25 protein-coding genes are annotated in these 25,770 nt (G+C 62.6%); 20 read left to right on the top strand and 5 right to left on the bottom strand.

Annotated elements, in window-relative coordinates; translation table 11 throughout:
• Nucleotides 1-10: 10 nt before the first annotated feature.
• Nucleotides 11-3,118, bottom strand: coding sequence for a CheR family methyltransferase (locus FJ977_RS18615; protein WP_140773695.1), 3,108 nt, complete (start codon nucleotides 3,116-3,118; stop codon nucleotides 11-13).
• Between the two features lie 505 nt (nucleotides 3,119-3,623).
• Here FJ977_RS18615 and FJ977_RS18610 point away from each other — a divergent pair.
• Both FJ977_RS18610 and FJ977_RS18605 read left to right on the top strand, forming a co-directional pair.
• The gene (locus FJ977_RS18610; protein WP_140773694.1) at nucleotides 3,624-4,205 is read left to right on the top strand and encodes a response regulator; all 582 of its coding nucleotides are present in this window, start codon (nucleotides 3,624-3,626) and stop codon (nucleotides 4,203-4,205) included.
• A 395-nt stretch (nucleotides 4,206-4,600) separates the two neighbouring features.
• On the top strand, nucleotides 4,601-4,918 hold the full coding sequence (locus tag FJ977_RS18605; protein WP_140773693.1) for a hypothetical protein: 318 nt from the start codon (nucleotides 4,601-4,603) through the stop codon (nucleotides 4,916-4,918).
• 52 nt (nucleotides 4,919-4,970) lie between these two features.
• Here the strand turns inward: FJ977_RS18605 and FJ977_RS18600 are convergent, their stop codons facing one another.
• Entirely contained in the window at nucleotides 4,971-5,183 is a 213-nt protein-coding gene (locus tag FJ977_RS18600) for a hypothetical protein (protein ID WP_140773692.1), read from the bottom strand.
• Nucleotides 5,184-5,339: 156 nt separating this feature from the next.
• Here FJ977_RS18600 and FJ977_RS18595 point away from each other — a divergent pair, with 156 nt between their 5' ends.
• The 3 genes from FJ977_RS18595 (at nucleotide 5,340) to FJ977_RS18585 (ending at nucleotide 7,701) form a co-directional block, all read left to right on the top strand.
• The gene (locus tag FJ977_RS18595; protein ID WP_140773691.1) at nucleotides 5,340-6,125 is read left to right on the top strand and encodes an SDR family NAD(P)-dependent oxidoreductase; all 786 of its coding nucleotides are present in this window, start codon (nucleotides 5,340-5,342) and stop codon (nucleotides 6,123-6,125) included.
• A gap of 91 nt (nucleotides 6,126-6,216) precedes the next feature.
• A complete protein-coding gene (locus FJ977_RS18590; protein ID WP_140773690.1) occupies nucleotides 6,217-7,395 on the top strand; it encodes a zinc-dependent alcohol dehydrogenase in 1,179 nt (392 codons plus the stop codon).
• Nucleotides 7,396-7,446: 51 nt separating this feature from the next.
• Nucleotides 7,447-7,701 (top strand): hypothetical protein, encoded by a 255-nt coding sequence (locus FJ977_RS18585; protein WP_140773689.1) that lies wholly within the window; start codon nucleotides 7,447-7,449, stop codon nucleotides 7,699-7,701.
• Between the two features lie 51 nt (nucleotides 7,702-7,752).
• On the opposite strand, the gene FJ977_RS18580 is transcribed toward FJ977_RS18585, so the two are convergent.
• Together FJ977_RS18580 and FJ977_RS18575 are read right to left on the bottom strand one after the other, a co-directional pair.
• Entirely contained in the window at nucleotides 7,753-8,772 is a 1,020-nt protein-coding gene (locus tag FJ977_RS18580) for an SDR family oxidoreductase (protein ID WP_140773688.1), read from the bottom strand.
• Between the two features lie 65 nt (nucleotides 8,773-8,837).
• Nucleotides 8,838-9,113: a hypothetical protein gene (locus tag FJ977_RS18575; RefSeq protein WP_140773956.1), complete on the bottom strand. Its 276-nt coding sequence runs from the start codon at nucleotides 9,111-9,113 to the stop codon at nucleotides 8,838-8,840.
• Between the two features lie 202 nt (nucleotides 9,114-9,315).
• Between FJ977_RS18575 and FJ977_RS18570 the strand changes: the two genes are divergently transcribed.
• The 9 genes from FJ977_RS18570 to FJ977_RS18530 all read left to right on the top strand — a co-directional run bounded on the left by FJ977_RS18570 (nucleotide 9,316) and on the right by FJ977_RS18530 (nucleotide 18,518).
• Nucleotides 9,316-10,422: an SDR family NAD(P)-dependent oxidoreductase gene (locus FJ977_RS18570; protein ID WP_140773687.1), complete on the top strand. Its 1,107-nt coding sequence runs from the start codon at nucleotides 9,316-9,318 to the stop codon at nucleotides 10,420-10,422.
• Nucleotides 10,419-11,480: an NAD-dependent epimerase/dehydratase family protein gene (locus FJ977_RS18565; protein WP_140773686.1), complete on the top strand. Its 1,062-nt coding sequence runs from the start codon at nucleotides 10,419-10,421 to the stop codon at nucleotides 11,478-11,480. Before FJ977_RS18570 ends, FJ977_RS18565 begins: the two co-directional genes overlap by 4 nt.
• Entirely contained in the window at nucleotides 11,477-12,769 is a 1,293-nt protein-coding gene (locus FJ977_RS18560) for a TIGR04295 family B12-binding domain-containing radical SAM protein (protein WP_140773685.1), read from the top strand. Before FJ977_RS18565 ends, FJ977_RS18560 begins: the two co-directional genes overlap by 4 nt.
• Nucleotides 12,754-13,854 (top strand): glycosyltransferase family 4 protein, encoded by a 1,101-nt coding sequence (locus FJ977_RS18555; RefSeq protein WP_140773684.1) that lies wholly within the window; start codon nucleotides 12,754-12,756, stop codon nucleotides 13,852-13,854. Before FJ977_RS18560 ends, FJ977_RS18555 begins: the two co-directional genes overlap by 16 nt.
• A gap of 2 nt (nucleotides 13,855-13,856) precedes the next feature.
• Nucleotides 13,857-14,987 (top strand): glycosyltransferase, encoded by a 1,131-nt coding sequence (locus FJ977_RS18550; RefSeq protein ID WP_140773682.1) that lies wholly within the window; start codon nucleotides 13,857-13,859, stop codon nucleotides 14,985-14,987.
• Complete coding sequence (locus FJ977_RS18545; RefSeq protein ID WP_140773680.1) at nucleotides 14,984-16,078, top strand: glycosyltransferase; 1,095 nt, start codon at nucleotides 14,984-14,986, stop codon at nucleotides 16,076-16,078. Before FJ977_RS18550 ends, FJ977_RS18545 begins: the two co-directional genes overlap by 4 nt.
• Nucleotides 16,075-17,184: a glycosyltransferase gene (locus tag FJ977_RS18540; RefSeq protein WP_140773678.1), complete on the top strand. Its 1,110-nt coding sequence runs from the start codon at nucleotides 16,075-16,077 to the stop codon at nucleotides 17,182-17,184. Before FJ977_RS18545 ends, FJ977_RS18540 begins: the two co-directional genes overlap by 4 nt.
• 23 nt (nucleotides 17,185-17,207) lie before the next feature.
• On the top strand, nucleotides 17,208-18,239 hold the full coding sequence (locus FJ977_RS18535) for a UDP-glucuronic acid decarboxylase family protein (RefSeq protein ID WP_140773676.1): 1,032 nt from the start codon (nucleotides 17,208-17,210) through the stop codon (nucleotides 18,237-18,239).
• Nucleotides 18,240-18,332: 93 nt separating this feature from the next.
• The gene (locus tag FJ977_RS18530; protein ID WP_140773674.1) at nucleotides 18,333-18,518 is read left to right on the top strand and encodes a hypothetical protein; all 186 of its coding nucleotides are present in this window, start codon (nucleotides 18,333-18,335) and stop codon (nucleotides 18,516-18,518) included.
• Between the two features lie 12 nt (nucleotides 18,519-18,530).
• Here the strand turns inward: FJ977_RS18530 and FJ977_RS18525 are convergent, their stop codons facing one another.
• A complete protein-coding gene (locus tag FJ977_RS18525) occupies nucleotides 18,531-20,381 on the bottom strand; it encodes a hypothetical protein (RefSeq protein WP_246683158.1) in 1,851 nt (616 codons plus the stop codon).
• 48 nt (nucleotides 20,382-20,429) lie between these two features.
• On the opposite strand from FJ977_RS18525, the gene FJ977_RS18520 reads away from it, so the two are divergent.
• Genes FJ977_RS18520 through FJ977_RS18495 form a run of 6 tightly spaced genes read left to right on the top strand, consistent with a single transcriptional unit; the run spans nucleotide 20,430 to nucleotide 25,731 of the window.
• Entirely contained in the window at nucleotides 20,430-21,533 is a 1,104-nt protein-coding gene (locus FJ977_RS18520; RefSeq protein WP_140773672.1) for an inositol-3-phosphate synthase, read from the top strand.
• Nucleotides 21,530-22,126, top strand: a complete 597-nt coding sequence (locus tag FJ977_RS18515; protein WP_140773670.1) for a histidine phosphatase family protein — start codon at nucleotides 21,530-21,532, stop codon at nucleotides 22,124-22,126. Before FJ977_RS18520 ends, FJ977_RS18515 begins: the two co-directional genes overlap by 4 nt.
• Before the next feature lie 12 nt (nucleotides 22,127-22,138).
• Entirely contained in the window at nucleotides 22,139-23,239 is a 1,101-nt protein-coding gene (locus tag FJ977_RS18510; RefSeq protein WP_140773668.1) for a glycosyltransferase, read from the top strand.
• Nucleotides 23,239-24,042: a nucleotidyltransferase family protein gene (locus FJ977_RS18505; RefSeq protein WP_140773667.1), complete on the top strand. Its 804-nt coding sequence runs from the start codon at nucleotides 23,239-23,241 to the stop codon at nucleotides 24,040-24,042. The genes FJ977_RS18510 and FJ977_RS18505 overlap by 1 nt, the downstream gene beginning before the upstream one ends.
• A 2-nt stretch (nucleotides 24,043-24,044) precedes the next feature.
• Nucleotides 24,045-24,806 carry a TIGR04290 family methyltransferase gene (locus FJ977_RS18500; protein WP_140773665.1) on the top strand — a complete coding sequence of 254 codons (762 nt, stop codon included), beginning with the start codon at nucleotides 24,045-24,047 and terminating at the stop codon, nucleotides 24,804-24,806.
• Nucleotides 24,799-25,731, top strand: a complete 933-nt coding sequence (locus FJ977_RS18495) for a beta-xylosidase (RefSeq protein WP_140773663.1) — start codon at nucleotides 24,799-24,801, stop codon at nucleotides 25,729-25,731. Before FJ977_RS18500 ends, FJ977_RS18495 begins: the two co-directional genes overlap by 8 nt.
• The last annotated feature ends 39 nt before the right edge of the window (nucleotides 25,732-25,770 follow it).

Below are 25,770 nucleotides of genomic sequence, written 5' to 3'. Positions count from 1 at the left end.
CTGCCAAAGGTCAGGCCTTCCGGTCGAGAGGAAAAGATATCCTTACCTTCAAACCCGTTGGCTCGAAGAATATTTCAGCCTTGCCGCCGAGACGGTATTCAATTTCGCCTTTGACCAGCGAAAGGCCAAAGCCGCCATGCTTTGGCTGAGCGACGGGCGGCCCATCGATTTCTTCCCAGGCCAGATTGAATCTCTCGTCGTGTAGCGACCATGCGACATCCACCTTGCCATCCTCCTTGGCCAGCGCGCCGTACTTGGCCGCGTTGGTGGCGAGTTCGTGCATCACCATGCCGAGTGACAGCGCTTGTTGCGGCTTGAGCATGACCGACGGGCCGGACAGCGAGAAGCGCTGACGGCCAAAAGGCGCGGCTTCCTGGTCGATCAGCTCCTCGACCGAGACTTCCGTCCAGTTCTCCCGCGACAGCGCTCCGTAGGAGCGCGCCATGGCATGGAGCCGCCCGAGCAGTGCCGTTGCGAATTCCTCCTTGGTTGAAGAGTTCTCCACAGAGCGGTTGGCGATGCTGGTGACGATCGCCAGCATGTTCTTGACGCGATGATTCAATTCCGAGATCAGCACCTTCTGGTGTTCCTCGGCTTCGGCCAGCGCTGTGACGTCAACCAGCGTCACCACCACCCCATTGATGCGCGCGCCCTTGTCTCGATAAGGAATAAGACGAACCATGAAAAAATGGCCTCGTCCATCGCGCGCCAGATGATGGATGACCGGCTCGCCATTCTTGAAAACCTTTGCGATATGGTCGCGCATTTCCGGATAGTCAAGCTGGCTGGAAAGCTCGGTAAGCGGACGGCCGACGTCGGATCGGCGCAGATTGAAGAACGACGAAGCCGCCGGCGTGAAGCTGCGTATCACCAGCTCGCGATCGAGGAACACGGTTGCGATGTCGGTGCTCTCGAACAGGTTCTTCAGGTCGCTGTTGGCGTGGTCGAGCTCCTCGATCTTGCCGGAGAGTTCGGCGTTGATCGTGTTCAACTCCTCGTTGAGGGATTGCATCTCCTCCTTGGAGGCCTCCAGCTCTTCATTGGTCGACTGCGCCTCCTCATTGAGGGAGACCAGTTCCTCATTGGAAGATTTCACCTCCTCCAATGCCGTCTCGTACTCCTCGATGGTTGATTGCAGGCGCTCGCGGATTTCGCGCAATTCCCGCTCAACTTGTACCAGGTCGTCCGGAGAGCGGCTGTCCCGCTCGGCTTCCCACTTATCGCGGGAGGCCCCCACCGGCTGGAACAGCACGAGATAGAACGCCCCGCCACTGTCGCGGTCCGGCAGCGGCTCGACTGTGATGGTAGCGCGTTGCACGCGGTCGTCCTCACCGTCGACGACGACGTTCTCGCGCAGCACGATCTGACGTGTCGTCACCGCCTCGTGCAGCGCCGAGCGCAAATCGAGCCTGAGGCCCCGCCGCGCCATGCTCAGCAGGTTACGGCTGGGCACGCCCTGCGGCGGCTCGAGATAGCGTCCGGTTCGCGCCGAATAATAGATGACATCGCCTTCCGCATTGACCACCACATGCGGTGGCGCGTGACGTTCGAGAACCTGCGATTCAACGGATTGCCGCAGCGGATGACGAGCGAGTTCGCTAGTCCTGCTTTGTGGCCCAGTGGACAGGGATGGGACGCTCCCGCTGCCTTCGCCAACCAAAAGCCGGAGGCGCGCTCTCGGCAAGACATCGTCGCGGGCCCTGAAGATGCGTTGTTTTTTATCGACGGTTACAAAAAGATCGGTGTGCTGGCCGATGCTTTCGGAAGTGCCGACGAACAGATAGCCGGACGGCCTCAGCGCATAGTGAAAGATCGGAAGGACCCGGTTTTGGATATCCGGGCCGAAATAGATGAGAAGATTGCGGCATGAGACCATGTCCATGCGCGAAAAGGGCGGATCCTTGATGACGCTGTGCGGCGAGAAGATGCACAGTTCGCGCACCTCGGTGGCCAGCACGAAGCTCTCGCTTTCATCAGTGAAGAACCGCTTCCGCCTTTCGGGGGAGACACCATCCATCATGCCGGCGGGATACCGCGCCGCGCGCGCGACCGAAAGTGCCGCCTCGTCGATGTCGGTGGCGAAGATCTGTATCTTCGGCACTGCCGACAGAGTGTCCATATGCTCGCGCAGCAGCATGCCGATCGAATACACTTCCTCACCGGTCGCGCAGCCAGGCACCCAGATCCTGATCGTGTCGGACGCGGTCTTGCCCTCGAAAAGCTTCGGCACGATCTTCTTTTCCAGGAGCTCGAACGCGTCGGCATCGCGAAAGAAGTTGGTGACGTTGATCAGCAGGTCGCGAAACAGCGCCGTGACCTCGCGCGGCTCCTTGCGCAGCAGCTCGATATAGCCGGACAGCGATGTGATCTGGCCGATCTGCATGCGGCGCTTGACCCGGCGAATGAAGGTCTTGGTCTTGTAGCCGGAAAAGTCATGGCCTGATTGGGAGCGCAGGACATCGTAGATTTGCGCGCGCGCCCGGTCGATGTTCTCGGACGCATCCTCACTGCCCTCCGCAAGTTGATCGAGGGTGTCGAAGCCGCGGGCGAAGTCCATCAGTCGTTCACCCATTTGCTCCGCTGCAACGGCCATGTCGACGACGCCGCTGGAAATCGCGCTTTGCGGCATGTCGGGGTTGCGCGGTCCCGAACCATCCGCAGCCTGCGCCAGCACGAAGCCGCCGTGTTCCTTGATCATCTTGGCGCCAAGCGTGCCATCGCCGTCACCGCCCGATAGGATGATGCCGACGGCGTACTCGCCTTGATCCTGTGCGAGCGAGCTGAAAAAGATATCGATCAGCTTGCGTTCACGGCTCGCCGCGCTTGGCCGCCGCAACCGCAATTTCCCGCCTTCCATCGTCAGGACGGCATTTTGCGGCATCACATAGATTTTGTCAGACGCAACTTCCATGCCGTCTTCGGCGATCGTCACCGGCATTGCGGTGTAGCGGCCGAGCACATCGTGCAGCATGCTCTCCCGGTCAGGGCTCAGATGGGTGACGACGACAAAGGCCATGCCGGGCGCGTCAGGCAAACCCTTTAACAGCCCTTCCATGGCCGGGATGCCGCCGGCAGAAGCGCCGATGCCGACGATCGGCAATCTTGAATTTCGCGACACTCAGCCCGCCTCCGACTTACTGCGCCACTTTAGATAAGGCGGCAACGATGTTTGACCATGGTTTTGCTGCGAGACCAGTCAGGCATTCGCCGTCAAGCGTTTTGACCAGCAGCCGCATCCGTGCGAGGCCACGGTGGAGGCTCGCGGACCGCTTGTTCTCGTCGCTGGAATCGCCAAGCCCCTCGCCGTGCGCCTGGACAACCGCCGCAGAATCTGCCTCGTCGCGGAGTTCGCACTGCAAAATGCTGAAATCCTCCGGGTGACGTCCAATCTGCTCCTTGTCAAAGCATGCCCTCTCCGAACGGCGAGCGCAAGGCTTGTAACCCGCCAGCGGTCAGCTCTTCCCCACGCATACCAAAGTCCCCACGTGCCGGAACAACTTGCAGCGCTCAGCGTTGCTCATTATCCGGGGGCAATTTACTCGAAATCGAATGGAACGCTCCGGATCGACAGCCCGCTCAACCGGGAAGCTTATCATCCAAGATTGCAACCATGAGGAGCTAAAGTGCAACGGCTGGCAGAAGCCAAGATCCTGATTGTCGAAGACGAATTTCTCGTGGCTGACGATATCGCGCGCTACTTCGCCGGATTAGGCGCGCGTATCCTCGGCCCGGTGAGCACCGTTGCGGAGGCGCAAGTTCTTGCTGAAGAGGCGGATGCAGCCGTGTTGGACATCGATCTCAACGGCGCGTCCGTGTTTCCGGTCGCTGATCGCCTTTCCGACCGCGGCGTCCCCTTCGTCTTCTTCAGCGCATATGACCGCAACGTCATCCCCTCCCGGCTCGATCATATCGCGAGCCTTATGAAGCCGACGGACCGGCGGAAAATCATTGCGGCCCTTTTTCCCGAGAAGGACCCGAACGAGAGCCTGGACGACCCGTTTGATGTGCTGGCGCTGCTGCCGAAATTGCGGCTGGCCGCCCGGCTCATGCTTCCGGATGCGGGCGCCGCCGACCGCCTGGTCGAGATGACGCTGGAACTCGCCATCAGCGAGAGCGATGATCGCCCGGCCGGTATGCCTACCGAGCGATGGCTGAACTCGATCCTGAAACGGGTCGCTAGCAGCTCGGCCGGCCTGCTCCACTAGTTGCGAATGCAGGCGGCCGAAGGCACAGCTTGTGGCTATGCAAGACCCTCGGAGATGCGGCGGGTTCTGGAGCAGACTTGTGAATTCATACAAAGCCAACGCGCCTTTCTCGCCAGCCCATTCGACGTTGCTGTCACGGCGAAAGCCCGCGCCTTTTGAGGGCATCGGCGCGGGCCGATCAGGTGTTGTCCACCGATCTCAACAGACACCACGCCGCGGCATCTGCAGCGACACCAAACTGGGCTCCTTCGCCAATGTTCCAGCGACCCGGAAAATCTGTTTGGCCAAGAATCTGTTGGGCGAAAGCGGACACAACCGCCGCGCAAGAACGGTTTCGTCCAAATGGAACATCCGGACCAGCTCCCAGTTCGGTGGCCGCGACAGGAGCACTCATCATGAACACTGAACGTAGCCCGGCCGAAAACAGAGGCGATATCCAGTCCGGCACGACAGGCGACAAGACGCCCGGCTTCGACCCGGCGGCGGCCCCCCAGGAAACCGATGCCGAAGCAGCGGACGCAGGCACCGTTCCGGTTCCTGCCGCGACAGGCACGCCGGCCTTCGCCAATCAGGCGAGCTTCGCCAATGCGATGCGGCCGCCGGACGATGAGCGCACCCCATCCCCGGCCAGAACCGGCCCGGTGCTTGTCATTGCCGCGCTCGTGGTGATTGCGGCCGTCGTGTTCGTTGGCGCTGCGATGCTGGGGCGCTAGCGAAGCGGGGTATCCGGCGCTCACGCTGAACGTCTATCCTCCGAGCGGGCTTTCAAGACGCACTATCGTCGTAAAGGTGTTCATGAATGATGCCGAGGATTTCAGACCGCACCGCTTCGCGCGCCTCCGGCTGGATCAGCGGCATCAAGAGATCGACCGTGTCCTTGACCTTTTGTGGCAGGTCGGCACTTGCGTCCGTCAACTCCCTACCGTGAGCGTAGAGATTGTCAGCGAGTTTTTTGTCCATATCAGAAAACAGTCCCATGACGTAGCTCCGCGTTTTTGCCGCAACACCCGGCAACGCGATTGGTTCCGCGGATTGGCCATCTGTTTCAAGATAACAAGCAATGTCGAAGGGAACATCCGCGCCCTGCGTTAGTTCGGCCGCTGTTCTGAACTGTTTTGATTATCGGAGGATCGAATGGACGACGCCAAGCTTGCCGTTGTAACCGGCGCTTCAAGCGGAATCGGCAGGGAGCTCGCCAAACTTTGCGCCAAGGACGGCTATGACCTGATCGTCGTGGCCGACGAGCCGGCGATCCGCCAGGCTGCCGAGGCCCTTCAGTCGCACAATGTGGCGGTCGAAGCTGTGGAGGCCGACCTTGCGACCGAGGACGGCGCCGATCGGCTGATTGCGACGATCGGCGACCGCTCGATCGACCTGTTGTTCCTCAATGCCGGGCGCGGCTTGGGGCGCGGCTTCGTCGACCAGGATTGGGCACAGGTCCGCCGCGTCATCGACACCAATGTCACCGGCACGGTCTATCTTGCTCGTAAGCTCGGCGAGCGCATGGTGCGTAAAGGACGCGGCCGGATCCTGTTTACCGGCTCGATCGCCGGCTTCATGCCTGGCACCTTCCAGGCCGTTTACAACGGCACAAAGGCGTTTATCGATTCCTTCGCGGTCGCTCTGCGCCACGAGCTGAAGGACAGCGGCGTCAGCGTTACGGTGCTGATGCCCGGCGCGACACAGACAAGGTTCTTCGAGCGTGCCGACATGATGGACACCAAGGTCGGAACCGCCGAGAAGGATAATCCCGCCGATGTCGCCAAGGACGGCTATGAGGCCATGTTGGCCGGCGAGCAGCAGGTGATCAGCGGCTGGAAAAACAAGCTTCAGGTGGCGGCAGCGCACGTCACTCCGGCCGGCACCTTGGCCGAGCAGCACCGCGGCATGGCCGAACCCGGCTCAGCCGCCAAGGACTGAGCCGAGCGGCTTTGCCGGAGCCGGGAACATTTCACCTTGGGGCAAGTTCGGCCTCATCGATCTTGTCCAGCACATCCAAAGGGAGCAGCACATGAAGGCCCTGACCTGGCACGGCAAAGGCGACATACGTTGCGAACAGGTGGCTGATCCGACTATCCAGAATGATCGCGACATCATCATCAAGGTCACCTGCTGCGCCATATGCGGCTCGGATCTGCATTTGATGAACGGGTACATGCCGACGATGAAATCGGGCGATGTGCTGGGCCATGAGACGATGGGAGAAGTGGTGGAAGTCGGCCGCGGCCACACCAAATTCAAGAAAGGCGACCGCGTCGTCGTTCCCTTCAACATCTCGTGCGGCGAATGCTGGTTCTGCCAGCGCGGGCTGTTTTCGCTTTGCGACCGCTCGAACCCGAACGCCAAGGAGGCGGCGAAAGTCATGGGACAATCGCCCGCCGGCCTGTTCGGCTACTCGCATCTCGTCGGTGGCTACTGGGGTGGCCAGGCCGAGTATCTGCGCGTGCCCTTCGCCGATGTCGGTCCGATCAAAGTGCCCGACGGTATCGATGACGAGCAGGTGCTGTTTTTGTCAGACATCTTCCCGACCGGCTACATGGCGGCGGAAAATGCCGGCATCGAGGACGGCGATACGGTTGCCATCTGGGGATGCGGCCCGGTAGGCCAATTCGCCATACAGAGCGCCTGGATGCTGGGCGCCGGGCGCGTCATCGCCATCGACAAGGTGCCGGAGCGATTGGCGCTGGCACGTACGCACGGCCGGGCGGAGACACTCGATTTTAGCAACTCCGACATCTACGACGCGCTGATGACGATGACCAATGGGCGCGGACCGGATCGCTGCATCGATTGCGTCGGCACCGAGTCCGATCCCGGCGCAAGCTTCGATGCCATGCTCGACAAGGTGAAGGCCGCCGTCTATCTCGGCACAGACCGGCCGCATGTCTTGCGCGAGGCCATCTACTCCTGCCGCAAGGGCGGCACGATCTCGGTGCCCGGCGTCTACGTCGGGCTCGTAGACCATATCCCGTTCGGCGCCGCCATGAACAAGGGCCTGACGTTTCGCATGGGACAGACCCACACGCAGCGCTATCTCGAGCCGCTGCTGCAAAAGGTTCAGAATGGCGATATCGATCCCTCCTTCGTCATAACCCATCGAGCTGGCCTCGACGCCGGGCCCGATCTGTACAAGACCTTCCGCGACAAGGAGGATGGCTGCATCAAAGTGGTGATGCGCCCGCACGGCTGAACCTCCTGGCCAACGGGGCCGATTGATGCGGGTGATGAAAGGAGATTGAGTATGGCCAAGGACAAGCCCATGCAGGCAAAACAGAGCGACAGACCACCGGTTAGGTCGCCCGGAGCCGATGGCCTGCCGCACCCTCGCCGCGACGCCGAAGACAGCGATGACGGCGCCAAGCCGACGGCCCCCAAGACCGCCGGCGCGCAGGAAGCATCCGAATCGCCGCTCGATAGCCGCGTTGCTAACCGCAATGCCGGCCGGCCTCGCCAGGCGGGGGCGACGCCTCGCCCTATCGACAAACCGCTGGATTAAGAAAAAGCCGACGCTGCGGCGTCGAAGTCCGGCGCCGCTGCTCTTTTGCGGTCAGGGGCCGCCTCCACCACCGACTGCGCCATAGACCTGACCGGTCGCGTAGCTATCCTCCTGCGAAGCCAGAAGCACATAGATCGAGGCCAGTTCGGCAGGCTGCCCGGGCCTGCCCATCGGGCTGTCGGCGCCAAATTGCGGAAGCTCTTCTGGAAACTGGCCGCCGCTTGGCTGCAGCGGCGTCCAGATCGGCCCCGGAGCGACGGCATTGACGCGGATGCCTTTCTTGGCCACCTGCTTGGCCAGGCTCTTGGTGAAGTTCTGGCCGCAGGCCTTGGTCATGGCGTAGTCGATCAGCGCCTCGTCCGGATCGTAGGCGTTGACCGAACTGGTAATGATGATCGACGAGCCCGCACCCATATGCTTCAGCGCCGCTTTGGTGATCCAGAACATCGCGTAGACATTGGTCTTGAAGGTCCAGTCGAAGGCTTCCGTCGTAATGTCGGCGAGCTCTTTTTGCGGGTGCTGACGCGCGGCGTTGCTGACCAGAATATCCAGCCCGCCGAGGCCGGCAACCGCATCCTCGACCAGCTTTTGGCAGAAACTTTCCTCGCGGATGTCGCCAGGCAGCGGCAGCGCCTTCCTGCCGGCCGCCTCGATCAGCCGCACCACCTCCCTTGCGTCGGGCTCTTCGGCCGGCAGGTAGCCGATGGCGACGTCGGCACCTTCGCGCGCAAAGGCGATCGCGGCGGCGCGGCCCATGCCGGAATCACCGCCGGTGATCAGCGCCTTGCGGCCGGCCAGCCGGCCGGATCCCTTGTAGCTATCCTCGCCGTGATCGGGCCGTCGGTCCATTTTGGAGGCGAGGCCCGGCCATTCCTGCTGCTGCGGCTTGAACGGCGGCTGCGGGTATTGCTTGGTCGGATCCTGCTTGGCTGGCGCCGCGGCCGGGCCTGAAGCCGCCGCATTGGCCTGCTGCGCCTGCGCCGGCGTTGCCAGCGCGGCAAGCATGCCGCCGGCCATGCCGCCAACCACGGTGCGCCGCGACGTTCCGGCGGGAATTGATTTGTCCGACATGTCTTACTCCTGCTGAATGCCGGCTGCGCCGGCGATGATGGTGGGTGTGGCTGGGCCGATGCGCCTCAGCTTGTGGCGTTGCTGCGCTCCACGAATTTGTTGAAGCGGCTCTGTCCGCCGTTGCCGGATTCTTCCTGGTGCAGGAAAGCCAGGTCGTTCTCGTCGAAGATGCGGAAGAACTCATCCCACTCGATCGGTTCGAGCGTGTCTTCAGGCTCGCCGAAGTCGATCCGCAGAATGCCGCCCTTGCCGCCCGTGCGGACAACGGCGGGACGGCCGTCCCGCTCCTCCACCCAATTGCGGATTTCGTCGTGATTGGTTGTCTTTTTCGCTTCGGACATCGCTTTCCCTTTCTCGCCATCGGCCGATGAGCGCCTAACAGCGGCGAAGGAGCAATGTTCCAATGCTTTGCGTCCGGGCTTTGCGCCGCCTGGTTGCACGCTCGGACGAAGGAACTTTGTTGAAGCAAGGGAACAAACCTTTTGCCCGGCAGTTCGGGGCGCCAAAGCCAGATCTTGCCCAAGCCAAATCAGAGGAGTGATCGTGAAACGCATACTGGTTACAGGAGGCTGCGGCTTCATTGGCCGCCACGTCGCCCAAGAGCTTGTCGACCATGGCTATGAGGTGCGCATCCTGGATGCGCTGCTGGAGCAGGTCCATGGCGCCGAAGCCGTCACTCTTCCCGCCGGCGCCGAGTTGATGAAGGGCGATATCCGTGACCGCGAGGCCGTGGTCGAGGCGTTGTCGGATGTCGACGCGGTCGTCCACCTGGCCGCCGAAGTCGGCGTCGGCCAATCCATGTACGAGATCGCCCGCTATGTCGGCACCAACGATCTCGGCACCGCGATCCTCTTGGAAGCATTGATCAAGCAGCCGGTCGAAAGGGTCGTCGTCGCCTCCTCGATGAGCATATATGGCGAGGGCCTCTACGAAACCGCGGACGGCCGGCGCATCGACGATGCGCGCCGCAAGGCCGGCGACATCAAGAGCGGCCAATGGGACCTTTTGTCGACCAGCGGAGACAGGCTTGCGGCTGTGCCCACCGACGAAGAGAAGCGGGCCGATCTCGCCTCGATCTATGCGCTGACCAAATACGCGCAGGAGCGTGCCGTGCTGATCTTCGGCCAGGCTTACGGCATCGACGCGGTGGCGCTGCGCCTTTTCAACGTCTTCGGCGCCGGCCAGGCGCTTTCCAACCCTTACACCGGCGTGCTTGCCAATTTCGCCTCCCGCCTGGCGAACGGACAGCGGCCGATGATTTTCGAGGACGGCGAGCAGAAGCGCGACTTTGTCCATGTGCGCGATGTCGCGCGCGCCTTTCGCCTGGCGCTGGAGCAGCGTCAGGCGCATGGCCACGCCATTAATGTCGGCAGCGGCCGCTCCTACACGATCAGCGAGGTCGCCCGCCTGCTCGCCGAGGCGATGGGCGAGCCCGGCCTGTCGCCGGAAATCCTCGGCAAGTCACGCTCGGGCGATATCCGCAACTGCTTTGCCGATATTTCAAAGGCGCACGAATTGCTCGGCTTCGAACCGGAACACCGGCTGGAACACTCACTCGACGAGTTTGTCGCCTGGGTTCGCAACACCGTCGCCATCGACCGAGGTGCTGACATGAAGCGGGAATTGGAAGAGCGGGGACTGGTTTCATGAGCCATCTCCGCGAGACTGCCATTGCCATCGTCGGCGGCAGCGGTTTCATCGGCTCGAATCTCGCCGACAGCCTCTTGTCGGATGGCGAACCGGTGCTGGTCATCGACAATCTCAGCCGTCCCGGCGTCGAGCAGAACCTGCAATGGCTGGCGCAAAAACACGGCAATCTGCTTGCCGTGGAACGGGCCGATGTGCGCAATGCAGAGGCGATGATGTCCGCGCTGACCTCCGCGAAGGCCATATTCCATCTCGCCGCGCAGACGGCCGTAACCACCAGCCTTGTCGACCCGGGCGACGATCTCGATGTCAATCTGAGGGGTACATTCCATGTGCTGGAAGCCGCCCGTCAGACCGGCGCGCCGGTGATTTTCGCCAGCACCAACAAGGTTTATGGCGCATTGCCGCAAATCGCGGTGCGGCAAGCGCGGGATTGCTACGAGCCATGCGACGACGACATCCGCGCCCACGGCGTCGACGAGGCGGTCGGGCTCGATTTCTGCACGCCCTATGGCTGTTCCAAGGGGGCGGCCGATCAATATGTCCTCGACTACGCCAAGTCCTACGGCTTGCGCACGGCGGTGCTTCGCATGAGCTGCATCTACGGACCGCGCCAATTCGGCACCGAGGATCAGGGCTGGGTCGCGCATTTCCTGCTGAGCGCCCTCGTCGGCCACCCCATCACCATTTACGGCGACGGCCGCCAGGTGCGCGACGTCCTGCATGTCAGCGATGCGGTCTCAGCCTATCGCGGCGTGCTTGCCAGGATCGACCATCTCAAGGGCCAGGCCTTCAACCTGGGTGGCGGACCGCGCAATGCTGTTAGCCTGCGAATGCTGTTGGCCGAGATCGCAAGCATGACCGGCCGCAAAGTCGCGGTTCACCACGACCGCGAACGCACCGGCGACCAACCGTTCTTCGTTGCCGATACCCGCAAGATCGAATCCGCGCTCGGCTGGAGGGCGAAATTATCATGGCGAGACGGCATTCGCGACCTCGCCGACTGGCTGCGTCGGCATCGTCTGGCGCCGGGCCCGGAAGCCGCGAGGTATGTTGCATGAAAGTCGCCCTGGTCAATCCCTGCTGGACATACGAACACAGCATCTATTTCGGCTGCCGCCAGCCGCATCTGCCGTTGGAGCTCGGGTATTCAAAGGCAATGCTGGAAGCGGACGGCCACGAGGTGCTGATGCTGGACGGGCAATTGCAAAACCTTGACAACGCCATGCTTGCCGAGCGGGTGGCAGCCTTCGCGCCCGACATGAGCGTCGTGACCACCGCGCCGACCTATCTGTTCTGGCGCTGCGCGCCGCCGGAGCTGCGGGTGCCGGCGGAATTCCTCCGCCATCTCGCGCGACGCGGCGGCCGCACCGTCGCGGTCGGACCGCATGGGTCGGCGACGCCGGCGCCGACGCTACGCAAGCTCGGCGTGGATATCGTCGTCAAAGGCGAATGCGAGGAGATCGTTACCGATCTCGCCCGACGCCACGACTGGGAAAGCGTTCCGCACACGGCACACCTCGCCGATGGCGCGCTCGTCGCCAATGGCGGCACACATGCTAGCCGCTTCGTCGACCACCCTGCCTTGCGCTGGCCCTCCGAGTGGATCGCGGCCCATGCGCATCATCACCATCGGTTCGATGCGAACCAGCACCGTGCCGGCGCCGAGGTGGAGGCGTCGCGGGGCTGTCCCTACAATTGCAGCTTCTGTGCCAAGATCGATTTCCGCGACGGCTATCGTCGCCGCAATCATGACGCTGTCATCGCCGAGATCGACGGGCTGATCGCGCAGGGTGTAGGCTATATCTACTTCATCGACGAGATCTTCCTGCCGCAGAAGGCCCTTCTGGAGGCGCTGGTCGAGCGCGACATCCAGTTCGGCGTGCAGACCCGCATCGATCTCTGGAAACCGGAGCTGTTGAGGCTGCTGGGCGCGGCCGGCTGCGTGTCGATCGAAGCCGGCCTCGAAAGCCTCACCGTTGAAGGCCGCGAAATGCTGGCCAAGCGCTGCCGGCTGGGCACCGAGGAACTCGCTGCGCTGCTGGTCGATGCCCGCCGTCATGTCCCCTTCGTACAAGCCAATCTGATCGGCGTCATCGAGGACGATCCGGCGCTGGTGGATTATTGGCGCAAGCACCTCATCGACAATGGCGTCTGGGCCAATGAGCCGGTGCCGCTTTATCCGTATCCGAGTTCGCCCAGCTATCGCGAGCTGTGGGGTGAGCCCGACGATCTAGCCTGGGAACGTGCTCACGAGCACTATCTCGCCTCATTCGAGACCTTCAGCGACATCCAGGAAAAACGCCCACGTGCGCTGGCGGAGTTGGAGGCGACATGCTGCAGTCATTGATCCGTCATCCGCGGCGCATTCTGATGACGACCGACGCCGTTGGCGGGGTGTGGCGCTATTCGCTCGATCTGGCACGCGCCATGGCAGCCGAGGGCAACAGCATCGTGCTGGCGGGGCTGGGACCCGAGCCGTCGCGAGACCAGGCGGCTGAGGCGCGGTCCTTTGCCACGCTGGCATGGCTGACGACGCCGCCAGACTGGATGACCCGCAACGAGAACGATCTCGACCGGCTGCCCGGAGAACTCGACGCGCTCGTCAGCGCTCATGCTATCGATCTCGTGCACCTCAATGCGCCGACGCAGGCAGTTGGTCTCGAGCTTCGGTGCCCAATCGTCGCTGTATCGCATTCCTGCGTGGTGACATGGCTGCATGCGGTGCGCGGTGACGTCATCGCAGGCGACTGGGTCTGGCAACGGGAGCGACACAGAGCAGGTTTCGAGCGGGCCGATGCCGTTATTGCGCCGAGCCAAAGCCATGCCGGCGCGCTGCAGGCCTGCTATGGGCCCATCGCAAGACTGTCCGTCGTTCACAATGGCGCCCTTCCCGGCTCCACAGCCGAAGGACGCGATACCTTCGTGTTTGCCGCGGCGCGCTGGTGGGACGAGGGCAAGAACGCCGATACTCTCGACAAGGCGGCAGCGATCGCGCCGTGGCCGGTCTACGCGGCCGGGTCGCTCAATGGTTCCGACGGACAGCGTGCCCGTCTCGACAATTGCACCGCGCTTGGCCCGGTCGGCTATGCCGAAGTGCGCCGGATGATGGCGAAAGCGGGCATCTTCGTGTCGCCATCCATCTACGAGCCGTTCGGCCTTGCCGTGCTTGAAGCCGCGACGTCCGGCACGCCTCTGGTGCTCGCCGACATTCCCACCTACCGCGAGCTCTGGGACGGTGCAGCACTGTTCTTCGAAGCGCGCGACGCCCATGGGCTTGCCGGGTGCATCGCCCGGCTCGCCGGCGACGACGAGTTGCGGTGTCAACTCGGCAGGCACGCGGCAGACCGAGCTCGCAGGTTCTCGCTGCCGGCCCAGTCCGGCGCGACGAGCGAAATCTACGATCTGGCGGCCATGGCCGCCGCGGGACGCTAGCCATGCATTTCCAATTCTACACCCATTCGGCCGTCTCCGACTGGAACCACGGCAACGCGCATTTCCAGCGCGGCATCATGCGCGAACTCGTCGGGCGCGGACACCATGTGATTGCGCTGGAGCCTGCGGAAGGCTGGAGCCGCTCCAACCTCCTGGCCGAACAAGGACGTTTTGCCATCGAGCGCTTCCGCAAGGATTTCCCGGAATTGATGCCTGTGACCTATGACGCGTCCTTCGATCACGAGGCTTGGGTCGCCGACGCCGATGTGGTGATCGTCCACGAATGGACGGAGCCCGACCTCGTCGCGCGCATTGGGCGTGCGCGGGCCAATGGCGGCGACTTCACCCTTCTTTTCCACGACACGCACCACCGGGCGGTATCGGCAACGCAAGCAATTTCGGCCTTGGACCTCGAACACTATGACGGCGTTCTGGTTTTCGGCGAGGCCTTGCGCGATGGCTATCTCCGCGCCGGGTGGGGCAAACGGGTCTTCACCTGGCATGAGGCGGCCGACAACCGATTGGTCAAGCCATCCTCCGGTATACCTCCGGGATCGGACCTGATCTGGATCGGCAATTGGGGCGATGACGAGCGCAGCGCCGAGATCACGGAATTCCTGATCGAGCCGGCGCGCGAGCTTGGCCTGTCGGGAACGGTGCACGGCGTGCGCTATCCGCCGGAGGCTCTCGCCGCGGTGGCCGACGCAGGCCTGCGTTATGAAGGCTGGATCGCCAATGCCGACGTGCCGAAGGCGTTCGCACGTCACCGCGTCACGATGCACATTCCGCGCCGGCCCTACCGGGAAAACCTGCCGGGAATTCCGACTATTCGCATGTTCGAGGCGCTGGCTTGCGGCATTCCCCTTGTCTCGGCGCCCTGGTCGGACGCCGAGGGGCTGTTTCGCGCCGGCCGGGATTTCCTGTTTGCGCGCGACGGCGCCGAAATGCGCCAGCACCTGCGCGACATTGTGAACGATCCGGAGCTTGCAAGATCGCTGGCCGCATCCGGCATAGAAACCATTCTGGCGCGGCACACATGCCGGCACCGCGCCGACGAACTGTTCGACGTTCTGGCCAGATGCGGCAATCGCCACGTGGCCAAAGAGATTCCGGCAAAGGAGGCCGCCGCATGAAAATCGCGTTCTATGGCTCCAGTCTGCTCTCGTCCTATTGGAACGGCGCGGCGACCTATTATCGGGGGCTGCTCAACGCGCTCGCCAAGCGCGGCTACGATATTGTCTTCTACGAGCCTGACGCCTTCGACCGGCAGAAACATCGCGACATCGAAGCGCCTGACTGGTGCACCGTGGTCGTCTACGAGGCCACTCCGCACGCGCTGATGCAGGTCGCGGCACGCGCCGCGCAGGCTGATATCGTGGTCAAGGCAAGCGGCGTCGGCTTCGAGGATGACGCCTTGCTGCGTGCGGTGCTGGACCATGCGCGGCCCAATGCATTGACGGTGTTCTGGGACGTCGACGCGCCGGCCACGCTCAATGAATTGCGCAACGATCCGGATCATCCCCTGCACGAGGCGCTAACCAGGGTCGATCTTGTCCTGACCTATGGCGGCGGTGATCCGGTGGTCTGGGAATATCGGGCATTGGGCGCGGCCGAGTGTATCCCCATCTACAACGCGCTCGACCCGGAGACGCATCATCCCGTCGCCAGCAATTCGCGCTTCGCCTGCGATCTCGCCTTTCTGGGCAACCGGCTCCCTGACCGTGAGGCGCGCGTCGAGGCGTTCTTCCTCGAGCCGGCGCGGGCGTTGGATGGCCATCGCTTCCTGCTTGGCGGCTCGGGTTGGGGAGACAAGCCGCTGCCGTCCAATGTCACATGGATCGGCCATGTCGGGACGAGAGACCACAACGTCTTCAACGTCACGCCCAAGGCGGTCTTGAACATCAGCCGCGACAGCATGGCAGCCAACGGCTTTTCGCCGGCGACTCGCGTTTTCGAAGCAGCCGGCGCCGGCGCTTGCCTGGTGACGGACGCCTGGCTCGGCGTCGAGATTTTCTTGACGCCGGGCGAGGAAATCCTGGTCGCAAGAGACGGCGCCGACGTCGCCGAGATCATGCGCACGCTCTCGCCGTCGAGAGCCCGAGCCATTGGCGCGGCGGCGCTGCGCCGCGTTCTTGCCGATCATACCTACACACTGCGGGCTGAACTGGTGGACGCCATCTTCAGGCGGCATTTCGAAAGCGAAAAGGCGGAGGCGGCGGAATGAAGACGCAACTCGACATCGTGTTCCTTGGCCTTTCCCTGTCGTCGTCCTGGGGCAACGGACATGCCACAACCTTTCGCGGATTGCTAAGGGGCCTGAACGAGCTCGGCCATCGCGTCACTTTTCTCGAGCGCGACGTGCCATGGTATGCACACCACCGGGATCTGCGCGACCCCGATTTTTGCACCCTGCGCTACTACGACACCGTCGATGAATTGCGCCGCAGCTACGACCGAGAGCTGCAGCGGGCCGACATTGTGGTGGTAGGATCTTTCGTTCCCGAAGGGATAAGTGTAATCGACAGCTTGAGCTCGTTGTGCACGGGGCGGTTCTGCTTTTACGACATCGATACACCGGTGACCCTAGCCAAGCTCGCGCAGAACGATTGCGACTATCTGGTCCGTCGTCAGGTCCCTTATTTTGATTGCTATTTCTCCTTTGCCGGCGGCCCGACGCTTGAGCGCCTGAAGTCGGAGTTCGGCGCGCGGCGTGCCGAGCCGCTCTATTGCTCAGTCGATCCCAAGCGCCACCATCGAGTCGAAACCGCCATTCGATGGGACCTCGGTTATCTCGGCACCTACAGTGCGGACCGGCAGCAAGCATTGGAAACTCTGTTGATCGAGCCGGCGCGCAGGCTACCGAAGCGACGCTTTGTCGTCGCCGGGTCGCAATATCCATCAGACATCGTCTGGCCCGACAATGTTGAGCGGATCGACCATCTGCCGCCTGCCGAGCACGCGGCCTTCTACAGCAGCCAGCGCTACACGCTGAATCTCACGCGCGCGTCGATGATTGCGGCTGGATGGTCACCCAGCGTGCGGCTGTTCGAGGCCGCCGCCTGCGCTACACCGATCATCAGCGACCGCTGGCCTGGGCTGGACAGCTTTTTTCCGCGATCGGCGATTGAGACGGCCGGTAGGGTCGAAGACGTCCTCGCAATCATGGAGGGAAAATCCGACCGGGCAAGGTTGGACACGGCCAGGCAGGCCCAGGCGATTGTCCTGGCCGAACACACGGGGGCTGCGCGAGCACGCGAATTCATTTCCGCGCTGAGGCAGCCAAATCAGGCACGTCCGGTGCTCGACCGGGACGTGGAAAGTGCAGCATGACAGGCAGACAGGAGACAAAGGCAATGCGGCAATCCAGAAAGACGCAAAGGCTGACGGTACTTGTTGCCGGCGGCGCCGGCTTCCTCGGTTCGCATTTGTGCGAGACCTTGCTCGAAAGTGGTCACAGGGTGATCTGCCTCGACAACTTTCTCACCGGCAGGCTCGAGAACATAAATGCGATGATCGGGCGGCCGCGTTTTCGCTTGGTCAAGCAGGATGTCTGCCAGCCGGTCACGCTCGATGAGCCCGTCGATCGCATCTTCAACATGGCTTGTGCGGCGTCGCCGCCCCGCTACCAGGCAGATCCGGTTCACACCACGCGCACCTGTGTGATCGGCACACTCAATCTCCTGGAACTTGCCGTCGCAAAAGGCGCCCGTTTCCTCCAGGCTTCGACCAGCGAGGTCTATGGCGATCCCGAACAGCATCCGCAGAACGAGGATTATCTCGGCCACGTCAACTGCACCGGGCCGCGCGCCTGCTACGACGAGGGCAAGCGAACCGCGGAAACGCTCTGCTTCGACTATCTGCGGGCGGACCGGGCCGATATCCGCGTTGCCCGGATCTTCAACACCTATGGTCCGAGAATGGACCCGGCCGACGGCCGCATCGTCTCAAATCTGGTCATGCAGGCTCTCGAAAGGCGGCCGCTGACGATTTTCGGCGATGGTCGCCAGTCGAGGTCGTTCTGCTTCGTCACAGACCTGGTGGAGGGACTGCTGCGCCTGATGGAGGTCGACCCCAATCCGCGCCAGCCCGTCAACCTGGGCAATCCGGGGGAGTTTACCATTCTTGAGCTCGCAAACCTGGTCCGCGAAATGACGGGCACACGGTCGACGTTGACTTTCCTGCCCCTGCCGCAGGACGACCCGCGGCGACGGCGGCCCGACATTACACGGGCCAAAACGCTGCTCGGCTGGCGGCCAAAGGTGCCACTGCGCGAAGGCTTGCTGCCGACCATCGCCTATTTCGCCGACCTGGACGACGGCATGATCGAGCCGATCACCGCCGTGAAAAAAACGGTTGCGGGTAAGGCGCAAAACCTTTCGGTGTGAGAACGCCGTTCGGGCGTCCTCCTTTTCGCCGGACATGGGAACATCCGGCAGACCTGCCGGTTTGGTGCGGCAACCGGCAGGGAGAAGAAAGCGGTGCAACCAAAGCGAAGTGTCAAGGACATCGATCAGCTCGCAGCCGAGGAAACGGCAGCGTACTTGCGCCGCGCTTCCATCACCTATCTGGAATGCTGCGTCAGCCTGATGATGACGCATATGGGTCGCGATGAAATTGCCGCTATTCTGGAGCAGGAAGCCGATATGCTGCGCAAGCTCGATTGAGCGGTGGCGGCTTCACTGTGTCGTCTGCTCCAGAAAGCGGGACAGACGCGACTGATAGCGCTCGATGAGAGGCCGCAATCGGTCGCTCTCACCGGTTTCAGCCTGGTCGGCCATAGTCCACAATCCCAATTGGAAAGCGAGATAGCAGGGCAGCATGTAGCTCAACAATTCGCGATCGACTGCGCGATTCATTGCAGCCTCCGCGCATACCGTCAGATGGAGCAGCTCGGCGTCCGAAAGATCATATTCGACAACGGCGCCGGCGATGTCCCATTCAATGCCCTGAGAGCCGATAAGGTCGTGTGACCGACAGTGATCGAGAGCGTCTGTCTTGAGCAGTCTACCGTCGGGGCAGTAAAGGAATTCCCATGGGTGCAGACGCCCATCGATCTGCACTCGACGTAGAGATTGCCGCAGCGGTCGGGCGTCGAACCAGTGACGCAGTTCAGCCGCTTTGGTTACCCCCAACGCCTCGCCACAATTCTGCACGGCCATGGATGCCAACGCATCGGGCGCAGCACCGGTCGCGGACGTCCGGAGATGGACGCCGCGCCAACCGAGATAGCGCCCGAGCCAAGCGATGAACCTTTCTCTGGATACATCGGCGCCGTGCAACCTGTTCGCCTCGACCCAGCACTCGACCAGGAAGCCGTGGCAGAGACCTGCGACGGGCGGTCCGAACCCGGACTCATGAAGCAATCTGCCTGTGCGCAGCTTTTGCACTCCACTCTCGCCGAGCCCGGCGAATTTGACCAGCCAACGCCCTGCCCCGGCTGAAGCCAGAAATTTGCGTCGTTCGAAGCCGGCAAAAATCGGGGGCCACTGCCTTGGCGGCAAAGATAGGTGATGGCGCCACGCGCCACCGGATATCTCGTGAAGTTGAACATCGGGGGCGGCCAGAAGCTTGCCCACCCAGTCGGCGAGTTTCGCAGCCGTCCCGCCATCGAACGTGTGTTCGAAATCCACGCAGTGGATGCGGCAGCGGGACCAGGTGGCGAGGATGTCTTCAGTTGCTTTTCCGCCCGGGCCGTTTCGATGGCTCGGGAACAGATGGATGCGTTCGAGATCGACGCCCTGATGAAGCAACCAGCTTACAACGGCATGGAACGAGCTGCCGGACAGACCGGGACCTTCGTCGACCACCGCATAGTTGGCCGCCGGACCGAGAAGCCAGCGGCCTATCAGATCAGGCGCGGCGGAGATGCGCCGGGCGAACGGATGCCCGACCGGCCGCACACTAACGGGCGGTGGCGCGCCGAGTGCGGCGGCGACCATCGCGGCAAGCCCCAGACCAATGCTGCGGATGCCGATGACGCATGTGTTGGCGCCGAGGGCGGACTGTTGCGCTGCGGCAAGATAGGTTTCGGGATAGAGCGCATAATGGGCGTAGCCTTCAGCCGCGCCCGCAGTGATCTCGGCCTGGCGATCCAGTTTGGCCAACATCTCCGAGACGTCACAATCAATTGGACCGGCAGAGGCAAATCCGCTTCGCCAGGACCGCGCCACCTCTGAGGCCAGCGCAACCAGAATTTGTGCGCCGCATTGCTGCGAAGGTGAATTTCGGTCAACGCCTGCGACCTCGAACTCCGCATCCGCAAGACCTTGAACCAGCTCGGAGACGTGGACGAAGAGCCTGACCAGGGCGGAATGCCGCTCAAGGCCCGGCGGCATCCCGCCGATGTTGGTCGCAGCCGTGCTGGCGGCCTCGGCGAGCCGGCCGGCGCGGCACTTCTGCTTGTGGTCACCGAAGACGATCATCACCCTGCCTTGCTGTCTGGCCGCCAACGCGGAAGCTGCATTTTCGATCCGCAATCCGGCAACGCAATTTTTGGGCACTGCAAAGGAACATTCCGGGCCGCTCACGGTTCGGCGCCAAGGAACTTACCTTTAAGCAGCAGAGGCAGCGGTTTCGTGGCATCGAAGAAAGTTCGTATCGGCATCGTTGGCATCGGCAATTGCGCATCCTCCCTGGTGCAAGGCCTGACCTACTATCGCGACGCCAAGAGCAACGAGCCGATACCCGGGCTGATGCATGCCGATCTCGGCGGCTACCACGTCGATGACATCGAGATCGTCTGCGCCTTCGATGTGGCGGAGGGCAAGGTCGGGCGCGATATCGCCGAGGCGATCTACAGCGCACCCAACAACACCTTCCGCTTTGCCGACGTGCCTCCGTCCGGTGTTCGTGTCGAGCGCGGGCCGACGCTGGACGGGATCGGCAAATATCTGCGCGACGAAATCGAAGAGTCGCAGCAACCGGTCATCGACGTCGTTGCCCGGCTGCGGCAAAGCGAGCCCGATGTTCTGGTGTCTTACCTGCCGGTCGGATCGGAAGAAGCGACTCGCTTTTATGCCGAATGCGCGCTCGAAGCAGGATGCGGCTTCGTGAACTGCATACCCGTCTTTATCGCTTCCCGACCGGAGTGGCGCCAGCGCTTCGAGGAGCGCGGACTGCCGCTGGTCGGGGACGACATCAAGAGCCAGGTCGGGGCAACAATCGTGCATCGCATGCTGGCAAACCTTTTCCGTGAGCGGGGCGTGCGCATCGACCGCACCTACCAGCTCAATTTCGGCGGCAACACCGATTTCCTCAACATGCTCGAACGTGAGCGGCTGGAATCGAAAAAAATCTCGAAAACCCAGTCCGTCACCAGCCAGATCGATGTCCCCCTCGCGGCAGGCGACATTCATGTCGGTCCCAGCGACCATGTTCCCTGGTTGACCGACCGCAAATGGGCCTACATACGTGTCGAGGGCACGACCTTCGGCGGCGTTCCTTTGAATGCCGAACTCAAGTTGGAAGTGTGGGATTCGCCCAATTCAGCGGGTGTCGTCATCGACGCCGTTCGCTGCGCCAAGCTCGCTCTCGACCGCGGAATTGCCGGAGCCCTGACCGGCCCCTGCAGCTATTTCATGAAGTCGCCACCGGAACAATTCACCGACGCCGAAGCCCGTCAACGCACGCTCGACTTCATCGCCGGCAGGGACGAGCCGATGCTCGACGCTGCGGAATGACGACGACTTTCTTCCTGATCCGGCACGCCGCGCACGACAATGTCGGCAGCTATCTGGCCGGTCGCATGGACGGCGTCTGTCTCGGCGCGGCAGGCCAGGCGCAAGCCCTGCATCTGGCCCGCCGCATGGCGCGCGAACCGCTGGCTGCGATCTGCAGCAGCCCGCGCGAGCGGACCCTGGAAACCGCCAAGCCTATGGCGATCGCCTGCGCCGTCGACAGGATCGCGATCTGCCAGGAGCTCGATGAAATCGACTTCGGCGCCTGGTCGGGAAAGACGTTCGACGAGTTGAATGGCGATGCCGCCTGGCAGATGTGGAACAGTCAACGTCAAAGCGCGCGCACGCCGAGCGGCGAGACGATGCAGGATGTCCAGCAGCGCGTGGTTGCGGTCATGGATACGGTGCGCCAGACCGCGCAGAACCAGTGTGTTGCCTTGATCAGCCATGCCGACGTCATCAAGGCCGCCGTTTGTAAAGTGCTCGGGCTTCAGCTCGGGGAGTGCTTCCGCTTCGATATCGAGCCCGCCTCGATCACCACGATCGTCTATGGCGACTGGGGTTCCAAGCTGATCCGCCTGAACGAAAGCGCCTGACGGAGTCGCCGAATGCGCATGCTCATTTTCGGTCTCACCGTCACCTCATCCTGGGGGAATGGACATGCCACACTTTGGCGTGGGCTCATCCGCTCATTGGCGCGGCTGGGCTGGTCCATCAGTTTCTTCGAGCACGACACCCCTTACTACGCGGGCACCAGGGATCTCCATCAGCTCGATGGCGGCAATGTCGTGCTCTACCCGAGTTGGGAGGACATCCGGCACGCTGCGGAGATCGAAATCCGTCATGCCGATATCGTCATTGTCACCTCCTATTGTCCCGATGCGGTCGAAGCTTCCCGGCTTGCACAGCAAAGCTGCCGCGGGCTGACGGTTTTCTATGATCTCGACACACCGGTGACCCTGGCAAGGTCAGTGCGCGGAGACTACCCGCCCTACTTAGGCCCCGAAGGATTGCGCGATTTCGATCTGGTGCTGAGCTACACTGGCGGGCCGGCCCTCGATGCCTTGAAAAATATCCTGGGCGCGCGCCACGTCCTGCCGCTTTATGGCCATGTCGACCCGGACCGGCATCGCCCCGCCCAGCCAAGGGCAGAGTTCGCCGCCGATCTGTCTTATCTCGGAACCTATGCGGCGGATCGTCAGGCCGGCGTCGAAAAACTCCTGGTCGCTTCTGCGGCCCGTCTGCCAGACCAGCGCTTCATCATCGGCGGGGCGCAGTATCCGCCAGAATTTCCGTGGAGCAAGAACATATTCTTCGTCAGGCATCTGCCGCCCGCCGACCATCCCGCCTTCTTCTGCTCGTCGCGCCTGACGCTGAACGTCACTCGCGAGGCGATGGCCCAGACGGGCTGGTGCCCTTCGGGCCGGCTGTTCGAGGCGGCGGCGTGCGGGGCAGCTGTGATCTCCGATGACTGGCCGGGCATGGACCTTTTCTTCGAACCGGGAAGCGAGATCCTGCTTGCCAATTCCACGGATGATGTCGTTGCCGCGCTCAGCCTCCCGGACGACGAACTCCGGCCCATCCGCAGCCGCGCCCGCGAGCGCGTTCTCAGCGAACACACCTCGGCACTGCGTGCGGCGGAACTGGACCGGATGCTGAACGACGCCTTGCAGGCCCCCGCGAACGTATCGATGAAGGAAGCTGTCTGATGTTGGGCATCATACCTGCGGCCGGTCGCGGCAGCCGCATCCAGCCGCTCGGTTTTTCGAAGGAACTGCTGCCGGTCGGCAGCCGGATGGACGGGCAGACCGAGCGTCCCTGCGCTGTCAGTGAATATCTGGTGCGGCGCATGGTGCGCAACGGGGTCGACAAAATCTGTTTCGTCATCGGATCGGGCAAATCCGACATCCTGGAATATTATTCCGCCGGCTACGAAGGCGCGGCCGCGATCTTCGTCACTCAGCCCTCGCCGGTCGGCCTCTGCGATGCGATATTCCGCGCCGCGCCGCTGGTCGCGCCTGACGAGACGGTTCTTGTCGGCCTGCCGGACACCATCTGGTTCCCCGAGGACGGCTTCTGCCACCTGCCCGACGACCAGCTGTCCTTCCTGCTGTTTCCGGTGGAGCGGCCGGAGCTTTTCGATGCCGTGGTGCTCGACCAGGACGGCCGCGTCAAAGAAATCCAGGTCAAGCAGCGCGGCGCCGCGTCGAATTGGATCTGGGGCGCTTTCAAGATGCCGGGCGACATCTTCCACCAGCTCGCCGCGCTTTGGCGCCAGCGGGATGGCCGCGACGAGTATTTCGGCACCTTGGTCAACGCCTATCTCGCCGCTGGCGGCCAGGCCTCTGCAGCCAAAGCCGGCAGCGCCTATGTCGATGTCGGAACCTTCAATGGCTACCGCACGGCTCTGCGACTGCTCGAGAACAACGAAACTCCGGACGAAGAGGCGATGCTGATGGTCTTGCCGCAGGGCCGGTCAGGCATTCCATCCTTTCCGGGCGAAGGAGGCTAGCCATGCTGCATTCCAATGCCGAGCTAAAGGCTCGCATCGACGCTCTTGGGCCGTGGTTCCACAACATGGAACTGGGTGGCGTGGAGACCGCCCCCGATCATTTCCTCGGCAATTACCCCTTCATCAAATGGCGAAAATTCGCAGACGCCATCCCGCACGATTTGTCGGGCAAGTCCGTGCTCGACATCGGCTGCAATGCCGGATTCTACTCCATCGAGATGAAAAGGCGCGGCGCCGAACGCGTGCTGGGCATGGACTTCGATGAAGCATATCTGGCGCAGGCGCGTTTTGCCGCCGAGATCGCGGACTGCCAGATCGAGTTCCGCCAGCTCTCGGTCTATGACGTCGGCGCGTTGGGTGAGACCTTCGACATCGTGCTGTTCATGGGGGTGCTCTACCATTTGCGCCATCCGCTGCTGGCACTCGATCTCATCCGCCAGCATGTCGCAAACGACCTCCTGGTTTTCCAGTCCATGCAGCGCGGCAGCAACGAGACTCTCCCCGTCGAAGAGAACTATCATTTCTGGACGCATGATCTGTTCGATCGCGCCGCTTTTCCGAAATTGCATTTCATCGAGCATCGCTACGCCGACGATCCGACCAACTGGTGGATTCCCAACCGCTCCTGCACCGAAGCGATGCTGCGAAGCGCCGGCTTCGAAATCCTGCAGCACCCGGAAGATGAGGTGTTTTTCTGCCGTGTTGCCGGCGAACCGGGCGGCGGCGGCGCCGTCTATCCCGCGAAAGGACGAACCCATGATTGAAGCCGCGATGATCTGGAACGAGCCCAACAACAAGTCCCATTGGGATCCCGAACTCGATCCGGACTGGAGCCGTTTCGCCGAAATGGCTATCCTCGCCGCCGATGCCATCGCCAGGGAGAACGCCGCCCTCACCAAGGTGCTTGGCGGGATATCTCCGATCGATGCCGGTTTCGTGACACGCATGAAGGAATTCGGCGTGCTCGACCATGTCGATGCCGTCGCCGTCCATGGCTTCCCGCTCGACTGGAACCTCTGGCAGATTCACGAATGGCCGCAGAAGCTTGGAGAGATTTCGGCTGTCACCGATCTGCCGGTCTGGGTCAGCGAAGTCGGCGTCTCCACCTTCGGCGCCGAGGAAATCCAGCTCTGGGGCCTGCGTCGGACAGCCGAATTGCTGCTCGGCAACGCCCCGCGCATCCAGTGGTACAGTCTCTACGATCTGCCGCGTGCATGGGGCGCGACGACCCGCCACCGCGAAGCGGAGGGCTCTTCCTACTACCGCCACTTCTACATGGGCCTGCTGCGCGAGGATGGCACGCCCAAGCCGGCGCTTGAAGAGTTCGTGCGTCACACACCGCAGATGGGGTTGGTACAGTGGTTCCATTTCGAAGACCCTCGCCTGGACGACGCGGTCGCGTGGATGAAGAGGCTTGGCGTCACCAATTTGCGGACCGGTCTTTCCTGGGCAGACAGTTTCAGGCCGAACGCACTCGACTGGTTCGACAGGCAGATGGCGGCGCTTGCGGATTTTGACGTCACCGTCACCTTCTGCTTCACGCCGGAGCATCGCGGCCTGCAACCGCACCACACCAGCGCGCCGCAAATACCTGAGGAGTTCGCCGAATTCTGTGCAGCGATGACCCGCCGTTATGCGCCAGGGGTTGCCGCTGCCACGGCACCCGCGCCTCGAGCTTCGGCTGCATGAACCCGCCATGCCTGCTTGTGATCAACACCCGCAGGTCCT

Source organism: Mesorhizobium sp. B2-1-3A (assembly GCF_006442655.1).
Lineage (GTDB): Bacteria > Pseudomonadota > Alphaproteobacteria > Rhizobiales > Rhizobiaceae > Mesorhizobium.
This window is presented reverse-complemented; position numbering and strand designations above follow the sequence as displayed.